At 73.3% G+C, this 12,324-nt stretch carries 12 protein-coding genes; 2 read left to right on the top strand and 10 right to left on the bottom strand.

Translation table 11 applies throughout. The features are described 5' to 3' along the window. Positions 1–150 precede the first annotated feature (150 nt). On the top strand, positions 151–579 hold the full coding sequence (locus C4U44_RS36330) for a winged helix-turn-helix transcriptional regulator (RefSeq protein ID WP_103890457.1): 429 nt from the start codon (positions 151–153) through the stop codon (positions 577–579). Here C4U44_RS36330 and mutM read toward each other — a convergent pair. The 9 genes from mutM to C4U44_RS36285 all read right to left on the bottom strand — a co-directional run bounded on the left by mutM (position 534) and on the right by C4U44_RS36285 (position 9,023). Further along, complete coding sequence (gene mutM, locus C4U44_RS36325; protein WP_103890369.1) at positions 534–1,400, bottom strand: bifunctional DNA-formamidopyrimidine glycosylase/DNA-(apurinic or apyrimidinic site) lyase; 867 nt, start codon at positions 1,398–1,400, stop codon at positions 534–536. The two genes, C4U44_RS36330 and mutM, sit on opposite strands and share 46 nt — an antisense overlap. Before the next feature lie 100 nt (positions 1,401–1,500). Continuing rightward, a complete protein-coding gene (gene rnc / locus C4U44_RS36320) occupies positions 1,501–2,259 on the bottom strand; it encodes a ribonuclease III (protein ID WP_103890368.1) in 759 nt (252 codons plus the stop codon). Positions 2,260–2,278: 19 nt separating this feature from the next. Next, complete coding sequence (gene rpmF, locus C4U44_RS36315) at positions 2,279–2,452, bottom strand: 50S ribosomal protein L32 (RefSeq protein ID WP_069465182.1); 174 nt, start codon at positions 2,450–2,452, stop codon at positions 2,279–2,281. Positions 2,453–2,454: 2 nt separating this feature from the next. Continuing rightward, the gene (locus tag C4U44_RS36310) at positions 2,455–3,066 is read right to left on the bottom strand and encodes a YceD family protein (protein WP_322973727.1); all 612 of its coding nucleotides are present in this window, start codon (positions 3,064–3,066) and stop codon (positions 2,455–2,457) included. A 191-nt stretch (positions 3,067–3,257) separates the two neighbouring features. Then, positions 3,258–4,526: an ATP synthase F0 subunit B gene (locus C4U44_RS36305; RefSeq protein WP_103890366.1), complete on the bottom strand. Its 1,269-nt coding sequence runs from the start codon at positions 4,524–4,526 to the stop codon at positions 3,258–3,260. Positions 4,527–4,537: 11 nt separating this feature from the next. Continuing rightward, entirely contained in the window at positions 4,538–5,017 is a 480-nt protein-coding gene (coaD, locus tag C4U44_RS36300; RefSeq protein WP_200823532.1) for a pantetheine-phosphate adenylyltransferase, read from the bottom strand. Positions 5,018–5,128: 111 nt separating this feature from the next. Further along, on the bottom strand, positions 5,129–5,710 hold the full coding sequence (rsmD, locus tag C4U44_RS36295; RefSeq protein ID WP_103890364.1) for a 16S rRNA (guanine(966)-N(2))-methyltransferase RsmD: 582 nt from the start codon (positions 5,708–5,710) through the stop codon (positions 5,129–5,131). A gap of 57 nt (positions 5,711–5,767) precedes the next feature. Next, positions 5,768–7,993, bottom strand: coding sequence for an ATP-dependent DNA helicase RecG (recG, locus tag C4U44_RS36290; protein ID WP_103890363.1), 2,226 nt, complete (start codon positions 7,991–7,993; stop codon positions 5,768–5,770). An 85-nt stretch (positions 7,994–8,078) separates the two neighbouring features. Continuing rightward, entirely contained in the window at positions 8,079–9,023 is a 945-nt protein-coding gene (locus C4U44_RS36285; RefSeq protein WP_103890362.1) for an AraC family transcriptional regulator, read from the bottom strand. A gap of 159 nt (positions 9,024–9,182) precedes the next feature. Between C4U44_RS36285 and C4U44_RS36280 the strand changes: the two genes are divergently transcribed. Further along, on the top strand, positions 9,183–10,265 hold the full coding sequence (locus C4U44_RS36280; RefSeq protein ID WP_103890361.1) for an aldo/keto reductase: 1,083 nt from the start codon (positions 9,183–9,185) through the stop codon (positions 10,263–10,265). Positions 10,266–10,283: 18 nt separating this feature from the next. Here C4U44_RS36280 and C4U44_RS36275 read toward each other — a convergent pair whose 3' ends face one another. Beyond that, positions 10,284–12,134: a DAK2 domain-containing protein gene (locus C4U44_RS36275; protein ID WP_103890360.1), complete on the bottom strand. Its 1,851-nt coding sequence runs from the start codon at positions 12,132–12,134 to the stop codon at positions 10,284–10,286. Positions 12,135–12,324: the final 190 nt, after the last annotated feature.

The following is a 12,324-nucleotide window of genomic DNA, read 5'->3' as shown; positions in this document are numbered from 1 at the left end:
GGGCTGTCGATGCGAAAGCGCTTCCCCGCAGGCAGCGCTTTCCGGCGATACGCTGGGCGAATGAGCCAGCTCTCGGAGGAGACGGCATCGGGCGGAACCGGTGCGACCGGCCCCGGCACGACCGGTGCGGGCGCGTTCGCCGCGGACGTCATGAACGGCGGCGCGGACGACCCGACCGCCACGGACGCCGGCGTGGACGCCTTCGACGTGTTCTCCCGCGACTGCCCCTCGCGGGTCGCCCTGGAGCACATCACCGGTCGCTGGGGCGGCCTGACGCTCTCCGCGCTCGCCGACGACCCGCTGCGCTTCAACGCGCTGCGGCGCCGGGTGGACGGGGTCAGCGAGAAGATGCTCTCCCAGACCCTGCAGGCGCTGGAGCGCGACGGGCTGGTGATCCGGGAGGCGCAGCCGGTCAACCCGCCGCACGTCGAGTACCGGCTCAGCCCGCTGGGACGGCAGGCCGCGGCCCGGCTGCGCGACCTCATCGCGCTGGTCGAGGAACAGATGCCCGAGGTGCTGGCCGCGCGCGGCCGTTACGACGAGGGGCGCGGCGCCGGCTGGCAGCGCGGGCAGAAGTAGCTGGAGCGGTTCATCCACGCCCGCCGCCGGATCGGGGTGCCGCACCGGCGGCAGGGCTCGTCCTCGCGGCCGTACGCGTCCAGCGAGCGGTCGAAGTAGCCCGACTCGCCGTTCACATTGACGTACATGCTGTCGAAGCTGGTGCCGCCCGCGGCGAGCGCGTCGCCCATCACCTCGCGGATGTGGGTGAGGAGTTCCGCGGTGCGCGGGCGGGTCAGCGACGCGGTCGGGCGGTCGTAGTGCAGCTTGGTGCGCCACAGCGCCTCGTCGGCGTAGATGTTGCCGACCCCGCTGATCAGGCTCTGGTCGAGGAGCGCCCGCTTGATGGTGGTCTTCTTGCGGCGCAGCGCGGCGTGGAAGGCGTCGTCGTCGAAGGCGGGGTCGATCGGATCGCGGGCGATGTGCGCGAGCGGCTGGGGCAGTTGCTCGGGGTCACCGGGGACGGTCTCGTGCAGGGACAGCCCGCCGAAGGTGCGCTGGTCCACGAACCGCAGGTCGGTGCCCTCGGTGTCGTCGAAGACGAAGCGGACGCGGAGGTGCTTCTCCGCGGGCGCGCCCTCGGGCCGGATCAGGAACTGGCCGCTCATGCCGAGGTGAGCGACCATCGCGGTGTCCTGGGCCAGCGGGATCCAGAGGTACTTGCCCCGGCGGTGCGGGGCGGCGAGGGTGGCGCCGGTGAGGCGGTGCGTGAAGTCGTCCGGCCCGGCCGGGTGGCGCCGGACGGCGCGGGGGTGCAAGACGGTGGCGCGGGCGACGGTCCGGCCCGCGGCCCACTTCGCCAGGCCGCGGCGGACGACCTCCACCTCTGGGAGTTCGGGCACGTCTTCCTTCCCCGCCCGCCCTTCCGTGGTGCGCGGTCGCCGGGCGGGCCGATACTGCCGAACGGGCGGGCCGGCGTGTGCCGGCCCGCCCGTGTGTCGATCACCCCGCGGACGAGGGGGACGCTTCCCGGATGGAGCGCCAGGCCGATTCGGCGGCCTGCTGCTCCGCTTCCTTCTTGCTGCGGCCGGTGCCGGTGCCGTACTCGACACCACCGACGCGGGCGGCAGCCGTGAAGGTCTTCTCGTGGTCGGGGCCTGCCTCGGAGACGACGTACTCCGGGACGCCGAGACCTTCGGCGGCGGTGAGTTCCTGGAGTGAGGTTTTCCAGTCCAGGCCGGCGCCGAGGTTGGAGGACTCCTCGATCAGGGGATCGAAGAGCCGGTGGACAAGAGCCGAAGCCGCGTCGAGGCCCTGGTCGAGATAGACCGCGCCGATGACCGCTTCGAGGGTGTCCGCCAGGATCGATGCCTTGTCCCGCCCACCGGTTCCCTCTTCACCCCGGCCGAGCCGGATGAACGCGCCCAGGTCGAGCCCGCGACTGACCCCGGCAAGGGCCCGCGAGTTGACCACCGCTGCCCTGAGCTTGGCCAGTTGGCCCTCGGGGAGGTCGGGGTGGGTGCGGTAGAGGGTGTCGGTGACCACCAGGCCGAGCACGGAGTCCCCGAGGAACTCCAGCCGCTCGTTGGTGGGCAGCCCGCCGTTCTCGTACGCGTACGAGCGGTGGGTGAGCGCGCGCACCAGAAGGGCGGGCTCGAGGTGGTACCCGAGCCGCCCTTCCAGAAGCGTGTGGGACGAGGCTTTGTCCGTGGCGGCCTTCTTCGACGCCGGGGCGTCGGGCGTGGAGGACGTGGAGGACATTGAGCCTGTCACCTGCCGATCAGACCTCGAGGACCTGACGGCGGTTGTAGGTGCCGCAGCTCGGGCACGCGATGTGCTGGAGCTTCGGCTCGTGGCAGCGCTCGCATGCCACCAGGCTCACGGGCGCAGCCTTCCACTGCGAACGGCGGTGGCGCGTGTTGCTGCGCGACATCTTCCGCTTCGGAACAGCCACGGCTACTTCTCCTGGTTCTCGTCGGCACCGTCTCCGGTGCCGTTCTGCTGGAAGTCCTGCAAGGCGGCCCAACGGATGTCGGTCGCCTCGTGGTGGTGGTCCGGGTCGTCCGCCAGCCGCGCTCCACACTCGGAGCACAGGCCAGGGCAGTCCTCCCGGCACACCGGCTGCATGGGCAGTGCGAGCACCACCGCGTCCCGCAGCACGGGTTCGAGGTCGAACAGGTCGTCCTCGAGGTACAGCACATCCTCCTCGGAGGCCGCGGCGTCGTCACCGGCTTCGTCCTTGCGGGCGGTCCGGGTGTCGGCGTCGGGGTAGGAGAACATCTCCTGGAACTCCGCGTCGAGCTCGCGCTCCAGCGGCTCCAGGCACCTGATGCACTCCCCTGTCACCGGCGCGTGGATGGTGCCGGTGACCAGCACACCCTCCATGACCGACTCCAGGCGGAGTTCCAGCTCGACGTCGGCCCCCGCGGGCACCCCGATGACCCCGGCGACGCCGAGCTCCTCGGGCGCGAGGACCGTGCGGGAGACCTTCTTCATCGCACCAGGACGCCGACCCAGCTCGTGCGTGTCGAACACGAGGGGGTTGCGGTGGTCGAGGCGGGTGTTCAGGGCTTCCTGCTTTCATCGGTACGGCCTGCAACGTTACGGCCACGTCCACGCGGGCCCGGATGAGGGCCCGTGCTGACGGGCAGGCCGAAGCGCCGGTGCGTGACACGGCTGGAGCCAACAGGATACTGGACAGTCCGCCCGGGCCCAAACACGGCCGGCGCGGGCGGCTCAGCCCCTGCTCACAGGCCCTCTCACAGGCCCTGCTCCAGCTCCCGGAGCCGGTTGAGGTCGATCATCCCGGTGTCGAAGAAGCTGGTCTCGTCCAGCGCGGCGGGCTGCTGTCCCGGCTGCTGCGGCACGCCCTGCTGGCCGTAGCCGGGGGCCTGCTGCTGGTAGGGGATCTGCGGCTGCTGCGGGTACGGCTGCTCGTACCCCCCTGCCTCCGGCGGGAGCTGGCCGTAGTCGTAGCCCTGCTGCTGCCCGCCGTACGGGTCGTACCCGCCCTGCTGGTAGTCCTGCTGCGGCGGCAGCGGCTGCGGGACCTGCGGGTAGCCCTCGTCCTGCGCGGGGTAGCCGCCCGCCTCGGCCGCGGCGACCCCCACCTGCGGGTAGCCGCCCTGCTGGGGGTACGGCTCCTGCTGCGGGTAGCCGTAGCCGGGGTCCGGCTCGTACCCGGGGTCGGGCTGCTGCTGCGGCGGGGCGGCGCCGGCGTCCGCGGTGGCGGCGGCCGGGTCGTATCCGTAGCGGGACAGGTCGGCCGGGCCGTCGGCGCTCGGTGCGGCGAGGCCGGCCATGAACTCGTCGTCGGACTGCCCGTGGATCTCGCCGCCGCCGCCCGCCGCGTCGGCGGCGGCCATCTGCGCGGCGAGGTCGTCGATCGGGTTGTGGCCGGTGAGCTTGAGCCGCCCGCGGCCGACCGCCTCGAGGGTCTTGCTGAGCACCGCCTCGAAGGCGCGCATCTTGGTATCCACGTACTCGTCCGCACGCCGGCGCAGGGTCTCCGGGTCCGAGCTGCGCTCGGGGGCCTCCGGGTCGTCCTCGCCGTATCCCGCGCCGCCCTGGCCGTCCGCGTACGGGTCGCGGCCGAGCAGCTTCTCGCGGCCGCGGTCGACCGAGCCGATGGTCTTGGTGAGGACCACCTCGAAGTTGGCGAGCTTGCTGTCGACGTAGTCGTCCGCCTCGGCCCGGATCTCGTCCGCTTCGCGGCGGGCCTCGGCGAGGATCCGCTCGGCCGCGTCCTGGGACTGCCGGGCGATCTGCGTGTCGGAGACGAGGGAGCCGCGCTCGGCGTGCGCGGACTCGATGATCCGCTGGGCCTCGGTACGGGCCTCCTGGACCATCTGCTCGCGGTCGCCGAGCAGTTCCTGGGCCTGGGACAGCGAGTCGGGGAGCGCGGCGGCGACCTCTTCGAGCATCGCCAGCAACTCGGCCCGGTTCAGCACGCAGGAGGCCGACATCGGCATGGACCGGGCACTGCTGACGGTCGCCGCGATCTCATCGAGCTTCTTCTGGACGTCCACAGCGCCAAAGCCTACTGCTGCCGGAGCCGGGCGTTGAGCGCCTCCAGGACCGGCGGGGGAACCAAGTGGGAGATGTCACCGCCCCATTGGGCGACTTCCTTGACGAGGCTGGAGGACAGGAAGCTGTAGGCGGGGTTGGTGGGGACGAAGAGCGTCTCCACGCCGGACAGCCCGATGTTCATCTGGGCCATCTGCAGCTCGTAGTCGAAGTCGCTGACCGCCCGCAGTCCCTTGACGATGGCGGGGATGTCGTGCTGCTTGCAGAAGTCGACCAGCAGGCCGTGGAAGGACTCCACCCGGACGTTGCCGAGGTCGGCGGTGACCTCCTCGATCAGGGCGATCCGCTCGTCGATGTCGAACAGCCCCTTCTTGGACTGGTTGATCATCACGGCGACGTGGACGGTGTCGTACAGCCGGGAGGCGCGGGCGATGATGTCGAGGTGTCCGTTGGTGATGGGGTCGAAGGACCCCGGACAGACTGCGCGGCGCAAGTGTGGCTCCTCGCTCTCCGTACCGGTGGGGCGGGTGCTGCGGGTCATGACGGGCTCACAGGGGCTCGTACGGGCCGGGTCGGCCCGCGACGACACCACCGGGGCACGGCCTCATGACCCGGCGGTAACTTCGGCGGCGCGACCGTACCAAAGAGTCGCCTCGCCGTACGTGCGCGAGCGCACGGCCGCGAAGCCGTCGGGCCAGCCGAAGGCACCGCCGCGCGTCCTGCGTTCCACGGTGACCAAGGCCTCCGCCGCCAGCCAGCCGTTGGCCACGAGTGTGAGCAGGATCTCGCGCAGCTCCGCGTCCGGGACGTCGTAGGGCGGGTCGAGGAAGACCGTGTCGTAGGCGGGCCCGGACGGCGCCGCGGCCACCGCCTTCTCGGCGCGGGCCGGACGCACCTCGGCGCCGGGCAGCTTCAGGGCGGCGGCGTTCTCGCGGACGATCCGGGCGGCGCGCGGGTCGGACTCGACCAGCAGCACGTGCGCGGCGCCCCGGGACAGCGCCTCCAGGCCGACCGCACCGGAGCCCGCGTACAGGTCGAGCACCCTGGCCCCCTCCAGGGTGCCGCGCAGCGACTCCCAGGTGGAGAAGAGGGCTTCCTTGGCCCGGTCGGAGGTGGGCCGGGTGCCGTTGCCCGGGGGGACGGCCAGCCGCCGTCCACCGGCCGCTCCGGCGATCACACGGGTCATGACTTGCTCACGGCCACGACCCTACCGCCAGGCCGGCGGGGCGGCCCGGGGCGGGCGTCAGCCCTTGTCCAGGAACTCCTCCCGGTCCGCGTCCAGCAGGCTCTCCAGCGCGCTGCGCAGATCGGGATGGGCGGCGAGTTCGGGGTCGGCCGCGACCAGCGCGGTGGCCTCGTCGCGGGCCGCCGCGATCACGTCCTCGTCGTCGATGACGGTCAGCACCCGCAGGCTGGAGCGGCTGCCGGACTGGGCCTGGCCGAGCACGTCGCCCTCCCGGCGCTGCTCCAGGTCGATCCGGGACAGCTCGAAGCCGTCGAGGGTGCGGGCGACCGCGTCCAGCCGGGTGCGGGCCGGGCTCGCCTCGGGCGCCTCGGAGACCAGCAGGCACAGCCCGGGGGCGCTGCCGCGGCCGACCCGGCCGCGCAGCTGGTGGAGTTGGGAGACGCCGAAGCGGTCGGCGTCCATGATCACCATCGCGGTGGCGTTCGGCACGTTGACGCCCACCTCGATGACGGTGGTGGCCACCAGCACGTCGACGTCGCCGGCGGCGAACCGGCGCATCACGTCGTCCTTGGCGTCGGGCGCCATCCTGCCGTGCAGCACCTCCACCCGCAGGCCGCCCAGCGGGCCCTTGGCGAGGTGGTCGGCGACGTCGAGCACGGCGAGCGGGGGGCGGCGCTCGCCGTCGTCGGCCTTCGGGGCCGTGCCCTTCGCGGCGGCCTTCGCGTCCTCCTCGTCGCCGATCCGCGGGCACACCACGTACCCCTGGTGGCCCGACTCCACCTCCTCGCGGACCCGCTCCCAGGCGCGGGCGAGGAAGTGCGGCTTCTCCGCGGCCGGCACCACGTGGCTGGCGATCGGGGACCGCCCGGCGGGCAACTGGTCGAGCACCGAGGTCTCCAGATCGCCGAACACCGTCATCGCGACCGTGCGCGGGATCGGGGTGGCGGTCATCACCAGCAGGTGCGGCGGCTGCTCGGCCTTGGCCCGCAACGCGTCCCGCTGCTCCACCCCGAAGCGGTGCTGCTCGTCGACGACCACCAGCCCGAGGTCGCGGAACCTCACCTTGTCCTCGATCAGTGCGTGGGTGCCGATCACGATGCCCGCGTCGCCGCTGACCAGGTCGAGCAGCGCCTGCCGGCGGGCCGCGGCGCCCATCGAACCGGTCAGCAGCACCACCTTGGTGCCGAGATCCGAGCCGCCGAGCATGCCGGACTCCGCGAGGTCGCCCATCATCTCGGTGATCGAGCGGTGGTGCTGCTGGGCCAGTACCTCGGTCGGCGCGAGCATCGCGGCCTGACCGCCGGTGTCCACCACGCCGAGCATCGCGCGCAGTGCCACCAGGGTCTTGCCGGAGCCCACCTCGCCCTGGAGCAGCCGGTGCATGGGGTGGTCGGTGGCCAGATCCGCGAAGATCTCCGCCGAGACCGCCTGCTGGCCCTCGGTCAGGGTGAACGGCAGCCGCCGGTCGAACGCCGCCAGCAACCCGTCGGCGCCCGGCACCCGCGGCACCGCGGGCAGCGCCGACTCGTCGGCCCGGCGCCGGGCCAGCGCGACCTGGAGCACGAACGCCTCGTCCCACTTCAGCCGCTGCCGGGCCAGCTCGATGTCCTGCTTGCTGCGCGGCCGGTGCACCTTCTCCAGTGCCTCGGGCAGCGCCACCAGCTCCCGCCCGGCGCGCAGTTCGGCCGGCAGCGGCTCGCCGACCCCGGCCCAGCCGATCGCGCCGAGCGAGTCGATCGCGGTGTCCACGGCCTGGGCGATCCGCCAGGACGTGATCTGCTTCACCGCCGGGTACAGCGGGATCAGCCGGTTGGCGAACGCGTCGACCGCTTCCTTCGCGTCCGGGCCGTCGTCGGCCTCCGCGTCGAGCAACTGGTAGTCGGGGTGGGCGAGTTGCCGGGTCCGGTTGAAGACCGAGACCTTGCCGGAGAACATCCCCCGGCGGCCCGGGATCAGCCGGTGCGCGTGGGCGTGCGCCGCCTTGCTGAAGAACACCAGGGTGAGCGAGCCGCTGCCGTCGGTCACCACGACTTCGAGGCGCACCCCGGACCCGCCGCGCCCGTACGTCCGCTTGTCCGCCTTGGCGATCTGCGCGACGACCGTGACGTACTCGTCGACCGGCAGGTCCGCCAGCCGGGTCAGCTCGCCGCGCTCCGCGTACCGCCGCGGGTAGTGGTGCAGCAGATCGCCCGTCGTCCGCAGCCCGAGGTGCTCGGACAGCACCTTGGCCGTCCGGTCACCGACGAGCTTGCGCAGCGGGTCGTCCAGCGGGTTCCCAGTCATCACGGCCCATCTTTGCGCACGGCGCCGACATTCCCCAGGAGGGCGGCGCGGCCCGCGGAGGGCGGCCCGGCGTGCCCCGCCGCCCTCACAGCGGGGAACCCGCGAAGGCGCCCTCCGATGCCTCCCGGCGCAGCCGCGCGGCGTCCTGGCCCGGCGGCACCCCGAACTGGCGCCGGTACTCGCGGCTGAACTGCGACGCGCTGTCGTAGCCGACCGCGAACCCGGCGGCGGCCACGTCGCCCGGCCCGCTGACCAGCAGCAGGCGGGCCTCCTGCAACCGGATCCGCTTCTGGTACTGGATCGGCGTCATCGCGGTGACCGCCCGGAAGTGCCGGTGGAAGGCCGACAGGCTCATCGCCGACATCCGGGCCAGGTCCTCCACGCGGACCGGGTCGGCGTGGTGGGACCGCAGCCAGCGGATCGCCCGGGCGACGTGGGAGAGCCTGCTGTCGGCGAGACCGATCTGCCGGACCATCGCCCCCTGCTCGCCGGTGACCAGCCGCCAGAGGATCTCCCGCTCCACCATCGGCGCGAGCACCGGCGCGTCCCGCGGCTGCCCGAGCAGCGCGACCATCCGGACCACCGCGTCGAGGAGTTCGTCCGGCGCGTCGCTCACCGCCAGGCCGGGCGGCGTGGCGGACCGGGCGGGGCGGACCGCCCCGCCACGGTCCGGCCCCGCGGAGGCGGCGGGCCCCGCGTCCAGCAGGAGCGAGGCGATCACGCCGGGGCGCAGCGTGAGGCCGAAGGCGAGGAAGGGCCGCTCCGGGCTGGCCTGCGTGTAGTGACCGGTGACCGGCAGGTCGACCGAGACCACGAGGTACTGGCCGGCGCCGTAGTCGTGGATGCGGTCGCCGAGGACGATCCGCTTGGCACCCTGAGCGACCACGACCAGGACGGGGTCGGCGATGTCCGACGACGGGGCGGCCGACGGGGTCGAGGACAGCAGCACGCCGTCGATGCCGGGGCCGGAGCGCCCGGCGTAGCGGGTGATCAGGGTGCGCAGTTCGTCCAAGGACGCGTTCGGGGACACCTTCGATTGAACCACCTCCGGGTGGCGCCTGGTGTCGGCCGGTTGTCCTACCTGACAGGATCAGGCAAGGACCAGGCAGGATCACTCTCACGTTCCCGCAGGTCATTGGCGTCTACTTGACAGCAGAGGATCGACACCACTGACCACGGGAGCATCATCATGACACTCGATTCCTACGTCGGCCTGGGCCGCTCCGGCCTCAAGGTGAGCCCGTTCTGCCTCGGCGCGATGAACTTCGGCGAGGACGGCGGGGCGGGATGCGGCGTCGAGGAGGCGCACGCGATCCTCGCGAGCTATCTCGACCGCGGCGGGAACTTCGTCGACACCGCCAACTTCTATACCAACGGCCACTCGGAGAAGATCGTCGGCGACTTCTTCGCCCGGCGCCCCGGGAGCCGCGACCGGGTCGTCCTGGCCACCAAGTTCTTCGGCAACCTGCACCTGGGCGACCCCAACGGCGGCGGCGCCGGGCGCAAGGCGATCGTCGGGCAGCTGGAGGAGTCGCTGCGCCGGCTCGGGACCGACTACGTCGACCTGTACTGGCTGCACAACCACGACTGGTCCACGCCCGTCGAGGAGACGCTGCGCACGCTGGACGACCTGGTGACCGCGGGCAAGATCCGCTACGTGGGCTTCTCGGACACCCCGGCCTGGTTCACGGCCAAGGCGCACACCATGGCGCTGCTGCGCGGCTGGACCCCGGTGACCGCCTTGCAGATGGAGTACTCGCTGCTGGAGCGCACCATCGAGGGCGAGCTGATCCCGCTGGCCCGGGACGAGGGCATGGGGCTGCTGCCCTGGAGCCCCCTGAAGAGCGGTTTCCTCTCCGGCGCGTACCGCCGCGGTGAGGGACCCCCCGCCGGCACCCGGCGCTCCGCGGTGCTCGGCACGCCGAGCGAGGCGCAGTTCACCGTGATCGACGCGCTCCTCGGTGTCGCCCGGGAGATCGGCGCGAGCCCCGCGGCGGTCGCGCTGTCCTGGGTCCGGAACCGTCCCGGCGTCACCTCGACGCTGATCGGCCCCCGCACGGCCGAGCACCTCGAAGCGAACCTCGCCGGCCTCGACGTCCGGCTCACCGACGAGCAGACCGCCGTCCTCGACGAGGTGTCGGCGCCGGCGCTGAACTTCCCGGCCGCGCTCAACCGCCAGGTGGGCCCGATGCTCAAGTACGCGGGCGCCACCGTCGACGGGCAGCCCTCCACGGTCTACCCGCCGCTGCTGGCGAGCCCCACACGGTACTGAGCGGGCCCGGCCGACCGCCTACTCGACGCCGATCAGCAGCGGTGCGGCGGTGTCGCCGCTCTCGTAGCTGACCGTGTCGACGGCGAGGTGGTGCTCGTGGACGTGGGCGCGCAGGCGGTCGGCGAGGTCGGGCGGCGCGGTCGGGCCGAGGACGAGGGTGACGAGTTCGCCGCCGGCCGCGAGCATCCGCTCCAGGGTGGTGACCGCGGTCTCGACGAGGTCGGCGCCGATCACGGCGACGTCGCCCTCGATCAGGCCCAGGACGTCGCCGGCCTGGCAGATCCCGGCGGTGGTCCAGGACTGGCGCTCGGCGACGGCGAGTTCGGCGTAGCGGGTGGCGCCGGCCGCCGCGGTCATGGCGACGACGTCCTCGTCGAAGCGGCGGCCCGGCTCGTGGACGGCGAGCGCGGACAGGCCCTGCACCGGCGAGCGGGTGGGGATGAGGGCGACCCGCACGCCGTCGGCCCGGGCCTGTTCCGCGGCCGCGCCCGCGGCGTGCCGCACCTCCGTGTCGTTGGGGAGCAGGACGACCTCCCGCGCGTGCGCGCGGCGGATGGCGGCGGCGATCTCGCCGCTGGCCGGGCGCTCCCCCGGCCGCACCGCGACCACGGTCGCCCCGGCCTCCCCGCACAGCGCGACGAGGCCGTCGCCGCGGACGACGGCCACCACGGCCCGCACCGCGCGCTCGGCCCGCTCGGCGCGCGGCCGCCGGGTCTGCTCGCCGAAGTGCGTGACCCTGATCCGGTACGGCCGTCCCGCGTCGATCGCCGCCTCCACGGTGGCGCCGACGTCGTCCACGTGGACGTGCACGTTCCACAGCCCGTCCCCGCCGACCACGACCAGCGAGTCGCCGAGCGCGTCCAGCCGGGCCCGCAGCGCCCGCACGGCGGCGTCGTCCGCCTCCAACAGGAAGATCACCTCGAACGCGGGCCCGTCCCCGCCGGCGTGCGCTCCGTCGGCGCACGACTCGAGGGCGGCAGCGTCCCCAGGGTGCGCGGGGTCCCCGGGGCTCAAAGGGCCTCCGGGGACAGCCCCTTCCGCCGCGGAGCCCGCGCCGGAGGCGTCCTTCCCCGCGGCACCCGGACCGCCGCCGGAACCGGAGCCCCCGGGGCCGTGACCGTGGCGGAAGGACGTGCCCGTGCCGGCGGTGGGGCGGTCCGCGGGACGTTCGCCGGTGACGACCTCGTACAGCGCGCCGAGGAGGGCGACCAGGCCGAGGCCGCCCGCGTCGACCACACCGGCCCGCCGCAGGACGCCGAGCTGGCCTGGGGTGGCGGCCAGCGCGGCCAGGGCGGCGGCGTGGGCGGCGCGTACGACCTCGGGCAGGCCGCCGTCCGTGCCGCTTGCGGCGTCGGCGGCACGGGTGGCGACGGTGAGCATGGTGCCCTCCACCGGCCGCGCCACCGCCTCGTACCCGGAGTCCGCGGCGGCCACGAGCGCGCGGCGCAGGTCGTCGGCCCCGATCCGCCCCTGCGGCGCCGCGTGCTCGTCGTACTCCGCGGCGAACCCGCCGCCCACGGTCAGCTCGGTGTTCATGCCGCGCAGCAGCTGCGCGAGGATGGTGCCGGAGTTGCCGCGGGCGCCGATGAGGGCGCCGTGCGACAGGGCGCGGAATGCCTCCTCGAAGGTCGGCGCGCGGTCCTCGTCCGAGGCGTCACCGGAGGCGGCACCGGTGGTGGCGTGCGCGTCGAAGACCGCCTCCACGGCCTGGGCGGCGGACTCGACGGTGAGGTAGAGGTTCGTGCCGGTGTCCCCGTCGGCGACCGGATAGACGTTGATCGCGTCGATCTCCTCGCGGGCCCGCCCCAGGGCCCGTAGCGAGAGCCGGCACCAGGAACGCACCGCGGTCGCGTCGAGGGTGGGGGGCAACAGGTCCTCCTTGCCGGGCGGGACGAGGGCTGCTGGTGAGCGTACTGCCGGGCGGCGGTGCGGGCGGGGGTCGGCGGCCCGGGAGGGTGCCCGGACCGTGGTAGTTTCGTTCTACGGGAGCGGTCGTTGTATGCTGCTCCGGTTGCCTGGGGCTCTCCCGGGTTTTCTCACCGTCAATGCATCTGAGCAT

The organism is Actinacidiphila yanglinensis, assembly GCF_900107965.1.
In the GTDB taxonomy this organism is placed as follows: domain Bacteria; phylum Actinomycetota; class Actinomycetes; order Streptomycetales; family Streptomycetaceae; genus Actinacidiphila; species Actinacidiphila yanglinensis.
This window is presented reverse-complemented; position numbering and strand designations above follow the sequence as displayed.